The 16,635-nt window shown below is 70.2% G+C and carries 16 protein-coding genes; 8 read left to right on the top strand and 8 right to left on the bottom strand.

The features are described 5' to 3' along the window. From ACFVXE_RS02620 to ACFVXE_RS02600, 5 genes are all read right to left on the bottom strand, one after another. A complete protein-coding gene (locus tag ACFVXE_RS02620) occupies positions 1-1,617 on the bottom strand; it encodes an FAD-dependent monooxygenase (RefSeq protein WP_389668444.1) in 1,617 nt (538 codons plus the stop codon). Positions 1,618-1,793: 176 nt separating this feature from the next. Beyond that, a complete protein-coding gene (locus ACFVXE_RS02615; protein ID WP_389668442.1) occupies positions 1,794-2,705 on the bottom strand; it encodes an amino acid ABC transporter permease in 912 nt (303 codons plus the stop codon). Next, positions 2,702-3,367 carry an amino acid ABC transporter permease gene (locus ACFVXE_RS02610; protein WP_389668440.1) on the bottom strand — a complete coding sequence of 222 codons (666 nt, stop codon included), beginning with the start codon at positions 3,365-3,367 and terminating at the stop codon, positions 2,702-2,704. Before ACFVXE_RS02610 ends, ACFVXE_RS02615 begins: the two co-directional genes overlap by 4 nt. A 74-nt stretch (positions 3,368-3,441) precedes the next feature. Continuing rightward, positions 3,442-4,284 (bottom strand): glutamate ABC transporter substrate-binding protein, encoded by an 843-nt coding sequence (locus ACFVXE_RS02605; RefSeq protein WP_389668439.1) that lies wholly within the window; start codon positions 4,282-4,284, stop codon positions 3,442-3,444. Between the two features lie 51 nt (positions 4,285-4,335). Further along, a complete protein-coding gene (locus ACFVXE_RS02600) occupies positions 4,336-5,121 on the bottom strand; it encodes an amino acid ABC transporter ATP-binding protein (RefSeq protein WP_389668437.1) in 786 nt (261 codons plus the stop codon). 337 nt (positions 5,122-5,458) lie between these two features. Here ACFVXE_RS02600 and ACFVXE_RS02595 point away from each other — a divergent pair, with 337 nt between their 5' ends. Both ACFVXE_RS02595 and ACFVXE_RS02590 read left to right on the top strand, forming a co-directional pair. Next, the gene (locus tag ACFVXE_RS02595; RefSeq protein WP_389668435.1) at positions 5,459-6,151 is read left to right on the top strand and encodes a response regulator transcription factor; all 693 of its coding nucleotides are present in this window, start codon (positions 5,459-5,461) and stop codon (positions 6,149-6,151) included. A gap of 15 nt (positions 6,152-6,166) precedes the next feature. Further along, positions 6,167-7,561 carry an ATP-binding protein gene (locus tag ACFVXE_RS02590; protein WP_389668433.1) on the top strand — a complete coding sequence of 465 codons (1,395 nt, stop codon included), beginning with the start codon at positions 6,167-6,169 and terminating at the stop codon, positions 7,559-7,561. A gap of 75 nt (positions 7,562-7,636) precedes the next feature. Here the strand turns inward: ACFVXE_RS02590 and ACFVXE_RS02585 are convergent, their stop codons facing one another. Next, complete coding sequence (locus ACFVXE_RS02585) at positions 7,637-8,635, bottom strand: TAXI family TRAP transporter solute-binding subunit (RefSeq protein ID WP_389668431.1); 999 nt, start codon at positions 8,633-8,635, stop codon at positions 7,637-7,639. 98 nt (positions 8,636-8,733) lie between these two features. Here ACFVXE_RS02585 and miaB point away from each other — a divergent pair, with 98 nt between their 5' ends. Continuing rightward, positions 8,734-10,236 carry a tRNA (N6-isopentenyl adenosine(37)-C2)-methylthiotransferase MiaB gene (gene miaB / locus ACFVXE_RS02580; protein WP_389668430.1) on the top strand — a complete coding sequence of 501 codons (1,503 nt, stop codon included), beginning with the start codon at positions 8,734-8,736 and terminating at the stop codon, positions 10,234-10,236. Positions 10,237-10,312: 76 nt separating this feature from the next. Then, the gene (locus ACFVXE_RS02575; RefSeq protein ID WP_389668428.1) at positions 10,313-11,032 is read left to right on the top strand and encodes a class III extradiol dioxygenase subunit B-like domain-containing protein; all 720 of its coding nucleotides are present in this window, start codon (positions 10,313-10,315) and stop codon (positions 11,030-11,032) included. A 103-nt stretch (positions 11,033-11,135) separates the two neighbouring features. Here the strand turns inward: ACFVXE_RS02575 and ACFVXE_RS02570 are convergent, their stop codons facing one another. Continuing rightward, a complete protein-coding gene (locus ACFVXE_RS02570) occupies positions 11,136-11,393 on the bottom strand; it encodes an antitoxin (RefSeq protein WP_389668426.1) in 258 nt (85 codons plus the stop codon). A gap of 22 nt (positions 11,394-11,415) precedes the next feature. Next, positions 11,416-11,634, bottom strand: coding sequence for a hypothetical protein (locus tag ACFVXE_RS02565; RefSeq protein ID WP_389668424.1), 219 nt, complete (start codon positions 11,632-11,634; stop codon positions 11,416-11,418). 215 nt (positions 11,635-11,849) lie between these two features. Here ACFVXE_RS02565 and miaA point away from each other — a divergent pair, with 215 nt between their 5' ends. The 4 genes from miaA to ACFVXE_RS02545 all read left to right on the top strand — a co-directional run bounded on the left by miaA (position 11,850) and on the right by ACFVXE_RS02545 (position 16,606). Continuing rightward, positions 11,850-12,788: a tRNA (adenosine(37)-N6)-dimethylallyltransferase MiaA gene (gene miaA / locus ACFVXE_RS02560; protein ID WP_389668422.1), complete on the top strand. Its 939-nt coding sequence runs from the start codon at positions 11,850-11,852 to the stop codon at positions 12,786-12,788. A 107-nt stretch (positions 12,789-12,895) separates the two neighbouring features. Next, on the top strand, positions 12,896-13,333 hold the full coding sequence (locus ACFVXE_RS02555; protein ID WP_389668506.1) for a hypothetical protein: 438 nt from the start codon (positions 12,896-12,898) through the stop codon (positions 13,331-13,333). 98 nt (positions 13,334-13,431) lie between these two features. Next, positions 13,432-14,304: a diaminopimelate epimerase gene (dapF, locus tag ACFVXE_RS02550; protein WP_389668420.1), complete on the top strand. Its 873-nt coding sequence runs from the start codon at positions 13,432-13,434 to the stop codon at positions 14,302-14,304. Between the two features lie 142 nt (positions 14,305-14,446). Further along, entirely contained in the window at positions 14,447-16,606 is a 2,160-nt protein-coding gene (locus ACFVXE_RS02545; protein ID WP_389668418.1) for a RelA/SpoT family protein, read from the top strand. Positions 16,607-16,635 lie beyond the last annotated feature (29 nt).

The raw sequence follows: 16,635 nt of genomic DNA, 5'->3' as shown, positions 1-16,635 counted from the left end.
TCAATTGATGTCTGCGGTCTGGTCGGCACGTACGGAGGTACGTGGCGGACCGCCGCGCGCCGCGTCCGCCGCCGCGAAGAGCTCCGCCGGCCGGACCCCGCCGAACGATGCCACCAGGTGGCCGTCCGGCCTGATCAGCAGCACGGTGTGGGCCGGTGCACCCGGGTAGGCCTCGGTCACCAGGAGCTCGCCCCGCACCGGCAGGGCGTCGACCGCCTCGACGAGCCGGGGCATCACGCCCGCCGTCAGCCAGTGGCGCCGGTCCCACACTCCGGTTCCCGGGGCGACCAGCACCACCAGCAGGTGCCCGTACCCCAGCCGCTCGCGCAGCCTCACCGTCGTGCCGTCGGGTGCCGTCACCCGCACATCGGCTACCGGCGCGCCGGGGGGCGTACCCACCGATGTGTGCGCCTCGGCGTACGGAGGCGCAAGGGGGGAGTGCGCGTACGAGGGGGGCGCACCGAGCGGGCCGGATCCCAGATGACCGTCGGCGAGCAGTGAGTCGTGCCCCCGTGCGCTCCCCGGGACCAGGGTCCGCAGCCCTCCGCCGCCGCGCAGTATCGGCAGTGACTGGTCCGCGGCGCGCAGCCGGGCGGCGACCGCTGCCCGGCGCTCCGCCTGGTAGCTGTCGAGCAGCAGGTCGGAGGCGCCGTGATGCCAGGCATGTGCCAGCTTCCAGGCCAGGTTCTCGGCGTCCCGGAGCCCCTCGTCGAGCCCTTGCGTACCCAGGGCGCCCAGCAGATGTGCGGCGTCTCCGGCCAGGAAGGCCCGCTGGACGCGCCAGCGCCGGGCCAGCCGGTGATGCAGCGTGTAGACCCCTGTGTCCAGCAGTTCGTACGGCGGTGTCTCGCCGCCGCACCAGCCGGCCAGGGTGTCCCGGACCCGGGTGATCAGGGCATCGGGGGTGACGAGCTCGCTGCGCGGCGGGAGCAGCCAGTCCAGCCGCCACGCGCCGTCGGGCAGCGGCCGCGCGGTGACCTCGGCCCCACCGGTGCGCCAGGGCGGCAGCCGGTGCAGCACGGCCTCACCGGGCCAGGGCAGTTCGGTCCGCAGCGCGGCGACAGCATGCCGCTCCACCGCCGTGCGTCCCGGGAACCGGATGTCCAGGAGCTTGCGGACGGTGGATCTGGCACCGTCGCAGCCGACCAGGTAACTCCCGCGCCACCAGGTCGAGTCGGGCTCCCTGGTGTGCACGGTGACTCCGGCCGGGTCCTGCTCCAGCGTGTCGATCCGGCTGAGCGGCGCCATGTGCACCAGCCCCTGCTCCGCGACCGCGGCCCGCAGCCCGCGCATCAGGGCGTGCTGCGGCAGATGGATCGGGGCGGGCAGCGGATCACCGTACGGGGAGTCCTCACCGATCGGCAGTTCGCGTACCAGCTGCTTGCGCCGCATGGACCGCCAGCCCGTCCACCGGGCGCCCTCGTTCCGGAGCGCCTTGCATCCGAGCCGCTCGACCAGGGCGGTGGTGTCCTCGCGCAGTACCACTGTCCGGGCGGGCCGTGTCTCGTCCCGCCCCGGATCCTCGTCGAGCACGACCGAGGGAACGCCCTGCGCGGCGAGGGCCAGCGACAGCGTCAGGCCGACGGGCCCGGCGCCGACGACGATCACCGGGTCCACGGCGCGACTCCCTGGGCCCGTACGGTCGGAAGGGTGGATGCGGAAGCGGGGGTTCGGTCGGCGATCACAGAACGTATGCAACCCACTGCCGGTGCTTGCGTCAAGTGACACCGGAACGCGGCGAGGGGCGCCGGTGCATGCACCGGCGCCCCTGCGGAACGAGATTCTGCGAGCCGTCAGGCGGAGGCTCCGTCATCGACTCTGAGCGCCGGCGCACCGATGGTCTCCAGACCGCCGCCGGGTGCGGCACCGACCACGGCGCCCGTGCTCTTCTTCCTGTGCCGCAGCCGACCCTCCAGCCAACTCGCGAACGAAGTGAGCGCGTAGTTCACCACGATGTAGATCAGAGCGACGATCGTGAAGCACGCGATGGTGTTCGCGCCGTAGTTCGCACTCAGGGGGCGGACCGACGCCAGCAGCTCGGGGAAGGTCAGCACCGCCCCGCCGAGGGCGGTGTCCTTCACGATCACGACGATCTGACTGACGATCGCGGGCAGCATCGCGGTCACCGCCTGCGGCAGCAGCACGAACACCATGATCTGGCCCTTGCGCATGCCGATCGCTTTGGCCGCGTCCGTCTGGCCCTGCGGAAGGGAGTGGATACCCGCCCGCACGATTTCGGCGAGCACCGAGGCGTTGTAGAGCACCAGGCCGGTCACCACGGCGTACAGCGGACGCACATCGGTGCTGATGTTCGTGTACTCCGAGTACGTCGCGTTCGCGATGATCATCAGGATCAGCACGGGGATGGCGCGGAAGAACTCCACGACCACACCGGCCGGCATCCGCAGCCATCGGTGGTCCGAGAGCCTGCCGATCCCGAACAGGGCGCCGAGCGGCAAGGCGATGACGAGGGCGAAGAACGCCGCCTTGAGCGTGTTCTGGAGGCCGGGCCAGATGTACGTCTCCCAGGGCTGGGAGCTGGTGAAAAATGGCTTCCACTTGATCCAGTCGAGCTGGTGCTTGGAGGCCAGACCGTCGTACACCCACCACACCACGACCGCGGCGGCGAGCACGAACAGCACGGTGTAAAGGATATTCCGCCGCTTGGCGCGCGGCCCCTGGGCGTCGTAGAGGACGGAAGTCATCGCTTCACCGCCACCTTCTTGCTCACCCAGCCGAGAATCAGGCCGGTCGGGAGGGTCAGAACGACGAAGCCGAACGCGAAGACGGCCGAGATCAGGATCAGCTGTGCTTCCTTCTCGATCAGGCCCTTCATCAGGTACGAGGCTTCCGCCACTCCGATCGCGGAAGCGACGGTGGTGTTCTTCGTCAGCGCGATCAGCACGTTGGACAGCGGGTTGACCACTGACCGGAACGCCTGCGGGAGAACGATCAGCCGCAGCACCTGGGCGAAGCTCAGCCCGAGCGCACGTGCCGCCTCGGCCTGGCCGACCGGGACGGTGTTGATGCCGGACCGGAGCGCCTCGCACACGAAGGCCGCGGTATAGGCGCTCAGCGCGAGCACGGCGAGCCGGAAGTTGATGTTCGTGAAGTCGCTGGCGCCGAGTTTGACGCTGAGCGTCTGGAACAGGCCGAGCGACGAGAAGACGATGATCACGGTCAGCGGAATGTTCCGGACCACGTTCACATAGGCAGTGGCGAAGCCGCGCATCAGGGGGACCGGACTGACCTTCATGCCGGCCAGCAGCGTTCCCCATATGAGGGAGCCGAGGGCGGAGTAGACGGTGAGTTTCACCGTCACCCAGAAGGCCCCCAACAGGTCGTTAACATCAAGAAAGTCGAACACGATCTCCCGCGCTTCCGCGTGTAGGAGGGCACGGCGCGCCGCCGTCAGTGGCGGCGCGCCCTGTCAGCCCTGCTTCACTTGACGACGTTGCCGATCTTCGGGGCGGGCTCGTTCTTGTAGTTCGCCGGGCCGAAGTTGTCCTTGACGGCCTTGTCCCAGGAACCGTCCGAGACCATCTTGGTGAGCGCGTCGTCGATCTTCTTCTTGAGGTCGGCGTCGCCCTTCTTCAGGCCGATGCCGTAGTTCTCGTTGCTCATCTTGAAGCCGGCCAGCTTGAACTTGCCCTGGAATTCCTTCTGCGAGGCGAAGCCGGCCAGGATGCTGTCGTCGGTGGTCAGTGCGTCGACGACCTTGTTCTCCAGGCCGGTCAGGCACTCCGAGTAGCCACCGAACTCCTGGAGGTCGGCCTTCGGTGCCAGCTTGTCGTGCACGTTCTGTGCCGAGGTCGAGCCGGTGACCGAACACAGCTTCTTGTTGTTCAGATCGGCCGGGGACTTGATCGAGTTGTCGTCGGAGCGGACCAGGATGTCCTGGTGCGCCAGCAGGTACGGGCCCGCGAAGTCGACCTTCTGCAGACGCTCGTCGTTGATCGAGTAGGAGGCGGCGATGAACTTGACGTCACCGCGCTCGATCGCCGTCTCGCGGTCGGCGCTCTTGGTCTCCTTGAAGGTGATGTCCTTGGCGTCGTAACCGAGTTCCTTGGCGATGTACGTGGCGACATCGACGTCGAAACCGGTGAACTTGCCGTCGGGCGTCTTCAGACCGATGCCGGGCTGGTCGATCTTGATGCCGATCGTGATCTTCTTGCCGCCGCCCGCCGAGTCGCCGCCCTTGTCGTCGGAGGAGCCACAGGCGGTGGCGGTGAGAGCGAGCGCGAGCACGGCGGCCGATGCGGCGGTGACCTTACGAAGCTGCATGGTGAACTTCCCTAGAGTTGGCGCGATGTGAGTGAACGGCTGATCCGGAGATCAGTGGTGCAGGATCTTCGAAAGGAAGTCCTTTGCCCGGTCACTGCGCGGGTTGCTGAAGAACTGGTCGGGCGTTGCCTCTTCGACGATCTTCCCGTCCGCCATGAAGACGACACGGTTGGCCGCCGAGCGTGCGAAGCCCATTTCGTGGGTGACGACGACCATGGTCATGCCGTCCCGGGCGAGCTGCTGCATGACCTCCAGCACCTCGTTGATCATTTCCGGGTCGAGTGCCGAGGTCGGCTCGTCGAAGAGCATGACCTTGGGGTCCATCGCCAACGCCCGTGCGATGGCCACTCGTTGCTGCTGACCGCCGGAGAGCTGGGCGGGGTACTTGTCGGCCTGCGTCGCCACGCCCACCCGGTCGAGCAGTGAACGGGCCTTCTCCTCGGCGGCCTTCTTGTCGGCCTTACGGACCTTGAGCTGACCCAGCATCACGTTCTCGAGCACCGTCTTGTGCGCGAAGAGATTGAACGACTGGAAGACCATGCCGACGTCGGCACGCAACCTGGCGAGCTCCTTGCCCTCCTGGGGCAGTGGCTTGCCGTCGATAGAGATCGCGCCCGAGTCGATCGTCTCCAAGCGGTTGATCGTGCGGCACAGTGTGGACTTCCCGGACCCGGAGGGCCCGATGACGACCACGACCTCGCCCCGTGCGATGGTCAGGTCGATGTCCTGGAGCACATGCAGCGCGCCGAAGTGCTTGTTGACGTTGCTCAGTACGACAAGGTCGTTCGCCGCAGGCGCGGCATCCTCGGCGGCCTTGGTCACTGAAACTCCGCTCATCGGCTTCTTGCTCCGTCCTCCTCGGTTGGGAAGGACCCTAGTGACGCAGTGCGACCACCGTCATTACATCTGAGCGGAAATTGAGCATAACGATCCGGCGGCAACCGGACACTCCGCGTGAACGGGGCAGTGGGCGGGATACCGGGGGCGTACCGGGTGCATAACGGAAACACCCATGTAATGGGAGCGCCCTTGACTGAATCCCGGACATCGGAGTGGATGCCTTGGTACGTGATTATGTGAAACGCCGCGGTACGGGGAAGTGCCGGGGAGTATGAGCGGGTGCCGGGGTGCGGAAGACCGCGTCGCGGGCCGATGGCGAGACGAAAGGGAGGCCATGAGACTACTGCTCGTCGAAGACGACAACCATGTGGCGGCCGCCCTGTCCGCGGTGCTCGCCCGGCACGGATTCCAGGTCGTGCACGCACGCAGCGGCGAGGAGGCGCTGAAGGCCCTCCTACCCACGGACGCGGAGCCCTTCGGTGTCGTGCTCCTCGACCTCGGACTGCCGGACCAGGACGGCTACGAGGTGTGCGGGAAGATCCGCAAGCGCACCTCCATACCGGTGATCATGGTGACCGCGCGGGCCGACGTGCGTTCGAGGATCCACGGTCTGAACCTCGGCGCCGACGACTACGTCGTCAAGCCCTACGACACCGGGGAGCTCCTCGCCCGCATCCACGCGGTCAGCAGGCGCAAGTCGTCCGGCGAGGACACGGTGCAGACGCCGGTCGCGGCCCTGCGTCTGGGGCATGTGCACATCGAGCTCCCGACCCGCCGGGTCAGTGTCGACGGCGCCGAAGTGCAGCTCACCCGCAAGGAGTTCGATCTGCTCGCGCTGCTCGCCCAGCGGCCCGGCGTGGTCTTCCGCCGGGAACAGATCATCAGCGAGGTGTGGCGCACCAGTTGGGAAGGGACGGGGCGCACGCTCGAAGTGCATGTCGCGTCCCTGCGTTCCAAGCTGCGGCTGCCCGCGCTGATCGAGACCGTGCGCGGGGTCGGCTACCGGCTCGTCGCCCCGTCCGCGTAAAGGCGTACGTCCCCGGTGCGCACCCGTCTTCTGCCGCTGCTCATCGTCCTGATGGCCGCCGTGCTGCTCGCGCTCGGTTTCCCGCTGGCGGTCAGCGTGGCCGCCGCTCAGCAGCAGCGCGTCGTGGTCGACCGCATCGACGACACGGCACGCTTCGCGGCATTGGCCCAGTTCGTCACGGATTCCGCGGTCGGGGGAGACGAGCGGCGCCGCGTGCTGCAGGCGGAGCTGGAGATGTACGACTCGGTGTACGGAATCCGGGCCGGCGTCTTCTACCGCGACGACACGGCCATGGCGAAGGCCCCGGCGAGCTGGCGACTCCCCGCGGAAGGGGCGGGCCGGGAGGCCTTCGGCGAGGCCCTGCTCGGGCGCCGGAGCCACGATCCGCCGCAGGTCTGGCCCTGGCAGCACGGCCGTGTCGTCGTCGCGTCGCCTGTCGTGCGGGACGGCGACGTGGTCGCCGTCGTGGTCCTCGACTCGCCCACCAGCGAGATGCGCAGCCGCACCCTGCGCGGCTGGCTGCTGATCGCCGCCGGCGAGGCGGTCGCGATGCTGGTGGCCGTCGGCGCCGCGATCCGGTTGACCGGCTGGGTCCTGCTCCCCGTTCGAACCCTGGACACCGCGGCCCACGACATCGCCAGCGGCAGGATGAGATCCCGGGTGGTGGCCTCCGGAGGGCCGCCGGAACTCAGGCGGCTGGCCCGCTCGTTCAACGAGATGGCCGACAACGTCGAGGAAGTGCTGGAGCAGCAGCGCGCCTTCGTCGCCGACGCCTCCCACCAGCTGCGCAACCCGCTCGCCGCGCTGTTGCTGCGCATCGAGCTGCTCGCGCTCGAACTCCCCGAGGGGAACGAGGAGATCGCCTCCGTGCGCACGGAGGGCAAACGTCTCGCGCAGGTCCTCGACGACCTGCTGGACCTGGCGCTGGCCGAACACACCGCGGCCGACCTCCGGCTCACGGACATCGGCGCGCTCACCGCGGAGCGAGTGGCGTCGTGGCGGCCGTTCGCTGAGGAGAACGGCGTACGGCTGACGGTGGACGGGGCGTCCGCGGTGACCGCCTGGGCCGACCCCATCGCGCTCTCCAGCGCTCTGGACGCCGTCATCGACAACGCGTGCAAGTTCACTCCCGCAGGTGAGGAGGTCCGTGTGACGGTCGCGGCCGGCCGCGACACCGTCACGGTCGCCGTCGCCGACCGCGGGCCGGGGCTGACCGACCAGGAGCTGGAACGGATCGGCGACCGGTTCTGGCGCAGTTCCCAGCACCAGAACGTCCGGGGATCCGGTCTCGGTCTCTCCATCTCGGGCGCGCTGCTCGCCGCGGGCGGCGGTGAGCTCAGCTACGCACCGCACGAACCGAACGGACTGCGGGTGACGGTCACGGTGCCGCGCAACGGGCCCAACGGCTGACGACGGCAGTCCCAGGGACGCGGCGGGCAGCGGCGACGGCGTGGGGAGACCGCCCGGGCGCCCCGCCCGGGTGCGTCACGGCTTGACCGAGCGGTAGTAGCGCCTCGCCCCGTCGTGCAACTGCAACGGATCGGTGTAGATCGCCGTCCGGAGGTCCACCAGCTGCGCCGCGTGCACCTCACTCCCGATACGGTCCCGGCTGTCGATCACGGTCCGGGTGAAGGCCTCGGTCATCGCCGGATCCGTGCGGTCCGTGGTGACCAGCACGTTGGCGACGGCCACGGTCGTGACGGCCCGTCCCTGCTGGGCGTTGCGGTAGGCGTCGGCGGGCATCACCGCCGAGCGGTAGTAGCGGGTCGGCCCACCCGCCGCCCGGAGCTGCTTGATCAGCGGGGCCTCCAGCGGCACCAGCCTGATCGCGAACCGGTCCGACAGCTGCTGCACCGCGGTGGTCGGCAGCCCGCCGGACCAGAAGAAGGCGTCGAGCAGACCGTTCCGCAGCTGATCCGGCATCGTGTCGATCCCGGCCGGGACCGGGGTGATGCCGTGCGTCGGATCGAGGCCCGCAGCCGTCATCAGACGGTCAGCGACCAGCCGTACCCCCGAACCCCTCTGCCCCACGCCGACGCGCTTGCCGGCGAGGTCGGAGACCTTCCGTATGTCCGAACCCCGGGGCACCACGAGCTGGATGTAGTCGTCGTACAGACGGACGCAGCCGCGCAGCCGCTCGGCCCCCGGCTTGCCGTCCCGCAGATAGGTGGCGAGGGCGTCGGTCGTGGCGATGGTGAAGTCGGCCTTACCGGTCGCCACGCGTTCGATGTTCTGCTGGGAACCCTCGCTGGTCTGCAGCCGTATCGACACCTCGGGCATGCGCTTGGCCAGCACGCCCCGCAGCCGCTCCCCGTACCGCTGGTAGACCCCGCTGCGCACGCCGGTGCTGAAGGTCAGCGATCCGCTGGGCGTCGGCTCCCCGAGCGGCAGTACCCACCACAGCAGCAGCCCGAGAACGGCGGCGAGAGCGGCGCCCCCCTGAAGGGTGCGCCGGCGGCCGGTTCGGGACAGTGCGCGGAGCATGGCGCGATCCTGCCAGCTCACTCCCCGTGATGGCCAGGGCCGGGCCCGCGGAAGGGGGCGGCGAGGTGCCCCCGCGACCTCGTACCCTGGTGGACGAGATGAGCGAGGTAGAGGGTTTGAAAACGTACGAGGTGCGCACCTACGGGTGCCAGATGAACGTCCACGACTCCGAGCGGCTGTCGGGGCTGCTGGAGGGCGCGGGGTACGTGCGTGCGCCCGAGGGCGCCGACGGTGACGCCGATGTCGTCGTCTTCAACACCTGCGCGGTGCGGGAGAACGCGGACAACAAGCTCTACGGCAATCTCGGCCGGCTCGCCCCGATGAAGACGAAGCGGCCCGGGATGCAGATCGCGGTCGGCGGCTGTCTGGCGCAGAAGGACCGCGACACGATCGTGCAGCGGGCCCCCTGGGTCGACGTCGTGTTCGGGACGCACAACATCGGCAAGCTGCCGGTGCTCCTGGAACGCGCCCGGATCCAGGAGGAGGCGCAGATCGAGATCGCCGAATCACTGGAGGCGTTCCCCTCCACCCTCCCCACCCGCCGCGAATCCGCCTACGCGGCGTGGGTCTCCATCTCCGTCGGCTGCAACAACACCTGCACCTTCTGCATCGTCCCGGCGCTCCGCGGCAAGGAGAAGGACCGCCGCACCGGCGACATCCTGGCCGAGATCGAGGCGCTGGTCGCCGAGGGCGTCTCCGAGATCACCCTGCTCGGCCAGAACGTGAACGCGTACGGCTCCGACATCGGCGACCGGGAGGCCTTCTCCAAGCTGCTGCGAGCCTGCGGGACGATCGAGGGCCTGGAGCGGGTCCGCTTCACCTCGCCGCACCCCCGGGACTTCACGGACGACGTGATCGCGGCAATGGCCGAGACCCCGAACGTCATGCCGCAGCTGCACATGCCGATGCAGTCGGGCTCGGACACGATCCTGAAGGCGATGCGGCGCTCGTACCGCCAGGAGCGCTTCCTCGGCATCATCGAGAAGGTGCGCGCCGCGATGCCGGACGCCGCCATCTCCACGGACATCATCGTGGGCTTCCCCGGCGAGACCGAGGAGGACTTCGAGCAGACCATGCATGCGGTACGACAGGCGCGCTTCGCCAACGCCTTCACCTTCCAGTACTCCAAGCGCCCCGGAACCCCGGCCGCCGACATGGAGGGGCAGATCCCGAAGGAGGTCGTCCAGGAGCGGTACATGCGCCTGTCCGCCCTCCAGGAGGAGATCTCCTGGGACGAGAACAAGAAGCAGGTCGGCCGGACCCTGGAGATCATGGTCGCGGAGGGCGAGGGCCGTAAGGACGGCGCCACGCACCGGCTCTCCGGCCGCGCTCCCGACAACCGTCTGGTCCACTTCACCAAGCCGGACGAGGACGTGCGCCCCGGCGACGTGGTCACGGTCGAGATCACCTACGCCGCCCCTCATCACCTGCTCGCCGAGGGCGCGCCGCTCGGTGTGCGCCGGACCCGCTCCGGGGACGCCTGGGAGAAGCGCACGGCCGCAGCCGCCGCCAAGCCGGCCGGAGTGATGCTGGGTCTGCCCGGTATCGGCGCCCCGGCGCCGCTCCCGCCCGCCGCGGCCCCCGGCTGCGGATGCGACTGACCCCGTAGCGGGACGGAAGAGGGCCCCGCGGACTGCACGGACAGGGGGCAGCGGCCGACGCAGTACGCTGCCGGGCATGCTTGTCGCCGCAGCCGTCTGTCCCTGTCCGCCCCTGCTGGTACCCGAGGTCGCCGCCGGTGCCGCGCCCGAACTCCGGGCCGCGAGGACCGCGTGTATCGACGCCCTGGGCGTGCTCGCCGCGGCCCGCCCCGATCTGCTGGTCGTGATCGGGCCCGCGGATCCCGAGGGCCGCGGACCGCACCCCGAAGGCGCACCCGGCTCCTTCAGGGGATTCGGTGTCGACATCGACGTACGGCTGGGGCTCGGGGGCGGACTCGACGCCGCGGACGGCCGACCGCTGCCGCAGTCCCTCGCGGTCGCCGCGTGGCTCCTGACCCGTGCGAACTGGGCGGACGCACCGGTCGAGGGGCTCGGCGTGGGGGAGACCCTCGAAGCCGAGCGCTGCACCGACGCCGGACGGGAGCTGGCTGCCCGGGCCCGTCGGGTGGCCCTGCTGGTGATGGGTGACGGCAGCGCCTGCCGCACGCTCAAGGCCCCCGGTTACCTGGACGAGCGTGCCGTCTCGTTCGACACCGAGGTGGCGCAGGCACTGGGCGCCGCGGACCTCGCCGTGCTCAGCACGCTGGACGAGTCGCTGGCGTACGAACTGAAGGCGGCGGGCCGGGCGCCCTGGCAGGTACTGGCGGGCGCGGCGGAGGGGGCCGGTCTGAGCGGCAGGCTGCTGTACGAGGACGCCCCGTACGGCGTGGGATACATGGTCGCCACCTGGTCCTGAGACCGGGCCGGACGCATCCGGATCACACAGGTGGCGGCCGTGGGCGACATCGCTCCACGGCCGCCCCCGTGCGCGGACACGCCTGGCTCTCGAACCCGTGGGGTCAGGCCGCGGGCGGCGGCGTGCCACGCTCGTTCCCGCGGGCGCCCTCGTCCTTGTGGGAGAGACGTTCGATCGCGTCCTTGGCCTTCTGCGTGCCGGACTCGATCTTGTCGGTGTACTTGCCCTTCGTCTTCTGGTCGACCGTGCGGGCAGCCTTCTCGATGCCGTGGTCGATCTTCGCGCCGTGTTGCTGCGCGAGATCGCCGACCTTCTCCTTCGCCGGACTCAGCTTGGCCTTCAGATTGTCCAGGAAGCCCATCGGACACCTTCCCTGCTGGGGACTAAGTGCGGGCGTCGTCCGCGGCCTCGTTGTCCGCCGCTTCACCGGCCGACTGCTGCTTCGGGATGTCCACGCCCTCGGCGGGCTCCCGGCCGGCGGAGGCCGCCGACCTGTCAGCCGGAGCCTCGGGCGGGGCGTCCGCCGTCAACGCGGGAGGGACCTCGGCCGATGACTCGACCGTCCCGGAGGACGAACGGCGAAACCGTGAAAAAATGCCCATATTTGCTCCATATTTTACTCGTGTGAGCGACGTTCCGCGCCGCCCGGGGTGCCCGTTGCGCCAGTCGGGCGCGCCGGTCCGTCGGACCTTCGCCGACCGGTCTCCCCTCGTGCGCCGGATCGGCACGCGAAACCTCGCAACAGCAAACGACTCCGGCTCCGTGCCGTCACGTAACTCGTTCGGGGAGACGGCCGGACGTTTGCGAGACTGGGGCGGTGAGTAGTCCATCTCCCGCACCGCGGGTCATCGCCGTCGTCGGTCCCACTGCAGCCGGAAAGTCCGATCTGGGGGTATTTCTGGCCCAGCGGCTCGATGGCGAAGTGGTCAACGCCGACTCCATGCAGCTCTACCGGGGGATGGATATCGGTACCGCGAAGCTGACCCCGGCCGAGCGCGGATCCGTCCCCCACCGGCTGCTGGACATCTGGGACGTCACCGAGACGGCCAGCGTGGCGGAGTACCAGCGGCTGGCCCGAACCGAGATCGACCGGCTGCTCGCCGAGGGCCGGACCCCGGTGCTGGTCGGCGGCTCCGGGCTGTACGTGAAGGGCGCCATCGACGCCCTGGAGTTCCCCGGTACGGACCCCGGCGTACGCGCCAGGCTGGAGCAGGAGCTGGCGGAGCACGGTTCGGCGGTGCTGCACGGCCGGCTCGCCGCCGCGGACCCCGGCGCCGGCCGGGCCATCCTGCCGAGCAACGGCCGCCGCATCGTCCGGGCCCTCGAAGTCATCGAGATCACCGGCAAGCCGTTCACCGCCAACCTTCCCGGTGACGAAGCGGTCTACGACGCGATTCAGATCGGTGTCGACGTGGCCCGTCCCGAGCTCGACGAACGCATCACGCTCCGGGTCGACCGGATGTGGGAGGCAGGTCTCGTGGAGGAGGTGCGCGCACTCGAGGAGCGGGGCCTGCGCGAAGGGCGCACCGCCTCCCGCGCGCTGGGGTATCAGCAGGTGCTCGCCGCGCTGGCCGGGGAGTGCACCGAGGACGAGGCGCGCGCCGAGACGGTCCGCGCCACCAAACGCTTCGCGCGTCGGCAGGACTCGTGGTTCCGCCGCGACCCGCGCGTCCACTGGCTGAGCGGCGCCGCGGAGCACCGCGGAGAACTCCCGCACAAGGCGCTGGCGTTGGTCGAACGGGCGGTTACAGCCTGATCACGTGATGGCATCGGGACGCCCTGCCCGTCATTAAGGCGACCGTGAGCGTGCCATCATCGAGCATCGATCGATCAGTGGAGTCCGAGTTGGGAGGGCGCGTGGCGATGGAGGCCGGCCCTCGCGACATGGAGCACGACGCACCGGACGCACAGCACGAGATGGCGCGCCTGAGCCCCGACGGGCCGGACGAGCCCCAGGTGGCCCCCGAGGTCGAGGTCGAGCTGCGGCCCGTGCGCCGTCTGCGCATCTGGCAGCTCGCCCCGATCGTCACGCTCGCCGCCGTCGGCTCGCTGATGTTCGCCTTCCCGCTCGCCTTCGAGTTCGGCGACGGAGGCGCGGTCGTCGCCATGCTCGGTCTGCTGATCAGCTGCTGCGCCGCGGGGTGGGCGATGACCGCCGCCCGGCGTGTGGGCCACACCTGGCCCGGCCTGCCGCCCAGAGGGTCCGGGGAACGCCCGGACTGGCGGGTGATCGCCCTGTACGTGGCCGTGTGCGCCGCCCTGGTCGCGCTGGCCGTCTGGCGGGTCGCCCGGCTCCGCTGAGTCCGGCTCGGCGTCCCGGCCGGTCACCGTGCCGCTCCGGACGTCCGCCGTGCGGTCCGGCTTGGCCCGCTGCCGTTGGGGCCTCGTACAGTTGCCCTGTGAGCACCTCGAAGATCGCCTTCCTCAAGGGGCACGGCACGGAGAACGACTTCGTGATCGTTCCCGACCCGGACAACGCCGTCGACCTGCCCGCATCCGTCGTGGCCCGGCTGTGCGACCGCCGGGCCGGCATCGGCGGTGACGGGCTCCTGCACGTCGTACGGTCCGCCGCGCACCCCGAGGCGGTGGCCATGGCGGGCGAGGCCGAATGGTTCATGGACTACCGCAACGCCGACGGCTCGATCGCCGAGATGTGCGGCAACGGCGTGCGGGTCTTCGCCCACTACCTGCAACGTGCCGCGCTCGTCGAGGAGGGCGACCTCACGGTCGCGACCCGCGGTGGTGTGAAGAAGGTGCACATCGCCAAGGGCGGCGACATCACCGTTTCCATGGGACGCGCACTGCTCCCCGAGGACGGCGTCACGGTCACCGTGGACGGCCGCAGCTGGAGCGCCCGCAACGTCAACATGGGCAACCCCCACGCGGTCGCCTTCGTCGACGACCTGGCCCACGCGGGCGAGCTGCTCGCCGTACCGCCGTTCGGCCCCGCGGAGGTCTACCCGGACGGCGTCAACATCGAATTCGTCGTCGACCGCGGACCCCGCCATGTGGCGATGCGGGTCCACGAGCGCGGTTCCGGCGAGACCCGTTCCTGCGGTACCGGCGCCTGCGCCGTGGCCGTCGCCGCCGCCCGGCGGGACGGCGCGGACCCAGCGGAGACCGGCACGCCGGTCACGTACACCGTCGATCTGCCCGGCGGGACCCTGGTGATCACCGAGCGGCCCGACGGTGAGATCGAGATGACCGGAGCCGCCGTCATCGTCGCCGAAGGCATGATCGATCCGGCCTGGCTCGAAACGGTGACCGGCTAGAGCTTCGCTCGAATGGGTGATCCGTTTCACGCTGAGCGAGAGCCGGACTCCGCCACGTGGTGGGGTCGGTAGCATCAAGCACCGGCCCGGAGGCGCGTCCGCACCTCCCCACCGCCGGTCGACGTTTGCCGGAGGTGCCCCCATGAGCGCAGAGGCCACCAACCCAGGTGCTCCCATCCGCAGACGGGGCCGTCCCCGGATCGATCTGCGCAGGCTCGGCCGCGTCGCGCTGCTCGGACCGGTCTCCCGTGACCGGCTGCCCGACGCGATCGGCCATGTCGCCGAGGCCCATCGGGCCCACCATCCGGAAGCCGATCTCAGCATCCTGCACAAGGCCTACGTCCTGGCAGAATCCTCCCATCGGGGGCAGATGCGCAAGAGCGGCGAGCCGTACATCACGCACCCGCTCGCGGTCACGCTGATCCTCGCCGAGCTCGGCGCCGAGACGACGACGCTGACCGCGTCCCTGCTCCACGACACGGTCGAGGACACCGAGGTCACCCTGGAGCAGGTCCGGGAGCAGTTCGGCGAGGAGGTCTGCTATCTCGTCGACGGCGTCACCAAACTGGAGAAGGTCGACTACGGGGCGGCGGCCGAGCCCGAGACCTTCCGCAAGATGCTGGTCGCCACCGGCGACGACGTCCGGGTCATGTCGATCAAGCTGGCCGACCGGCTGCACAACATGCGCACCCTGGGGGTGATGCGCCCCGAGAAACAGGCGAGGATCGCCAAGGTCACCCGTGACGTGCTGATCCCGCTCGCCGAACGGCTCGGGGTGCAGGCGCTCAAGACCGAGCTGGAGGATCTGGTCTTCGCCATCCTCCATCCCGAGGAGTATGAACGCACCCGCGCGCTGATCGCCGCAGCGGCTCCACCGGAATCGGGGAATCCGGGCGCGGCCGTCGCCGAGAACCCGCTCGCCGCCATCGCCGAGAACGTGAGGGCCGTGCTGCGGGACGCCGACATCCCCGCGGAGGTGGTCATCAGGCCCCGCCACCACGTCTCCGTGCACCGTGTCCGGATCAAACGCGGCGAACTGCGCGGTACCGACTTCGGGCGGCTGCTGGTCCTGGTCGCGGAGGACGCGGACTGCTACGCCGTCCTCGGCGAGCTCCACACCTGCTTCACCCCGGTGATCTCCGAATTCAAGGACTTCATCGCGGCCCCCAAGTTCAACCTGTACCAGTCGTTGCACACCGCGGTCGTCGGCGTGGAAGGCGCGGTCGCCGAAGTCCTCATCCGTACGCATCGCATGCACAAGGTCGCGGAGGCCGGCGTCATCGCGCTCGGCAACCCCTACACCGCGGACGGCGCCCCGGTCCCGCCGGCCGCCGAACCCGCGGACGGCGAGCGCGCCGACCCGACCCGGCCCGGCTGGCTGTCCCGGCTCCTCGCCTGGCAGCAGTCCGCCCCCGACCCCGACACCTTCTGGACCACCCTCCGCGCCGACCTCGCCGAGGACCGTGAGGTCACTGTCTTCCGCACCGACGGAGGCACACTCGGGCTCCCCGCCGGGGCCAGTTGTGTCGACGCCGCCTACGCGCAGTACGGCGACAAGGCACACAGCTGCATCGGAGCCCGGGTCAACGGGCGGCTCGCCACGCTCTCCACCGTGCTCAGCGACGGGGACACCGTGCAACTGCTGCTCGCGGAGGACTCCGCGTCCGGGCCCTCGCCCGACTGGCTCGACCACGCCCGCACGCCCGCGGCGCGCATCGCCATCTCCGGCTGGCTCGACGCCCACCCGGAAGAGGCGCAGGGGATGTACGGCAGCCAGCCCGCACGCCGCCGGCCCGAACCGCAGCCCGAGAGCCGGGCGGACCCCGCCGTCACCAGGGCCGCACGCCGAGCCGCGACAGTCGTCGCCGGCCGGCCGGACGCCACCGTACGGCTGGCGGGGTGCTGTACTCCCGTACCGCCCGACGCCGTCACCGGTTTCACCGTGCGAGGGGGCGCCGTCACCGTGCACCGGCAGGAGTGCCCCGCGGTGTCCCGGATGCAGGCCGCGGGCAGGACTCCGGTCGCGGTCGGCTGGGGCGATGCGGCCGAGTGCCGGGTCACGCTGGTCGCCGAGTCCTTCGGCAGGCCCCGGCTGCTCGCCGATCTCACCGAGGCCATCGCGTCGGCGGACGCGGCGATCATCTCCGCCACCGTGGAACCGCCCAGTGAGCAGCGCGTGCGACACACCTACACCCTGCAGCTCCCGGACGCCGCCGGACTGCCTGCGCTGATGCGCGCGATGAGGGATGTGCCCGGGGTGTACGACGTGAACCGCGCCCAGCGGCCGGCCGCCGCCGTCTGAGCCGGCCCCCGGCGCCCCGCACCCCGATC

Source organism: Streptomyces sp. NPDC058231 (assembly GCF_042882275.1).
GTDB lineage: Bacteria > Actinomycetota > Actinomycetes > Streptomycetales > Streptomycetaceae > Streptomyces.
This window is presented reverse-complemented; position numbering and strand designations above follow the sequence as displayed.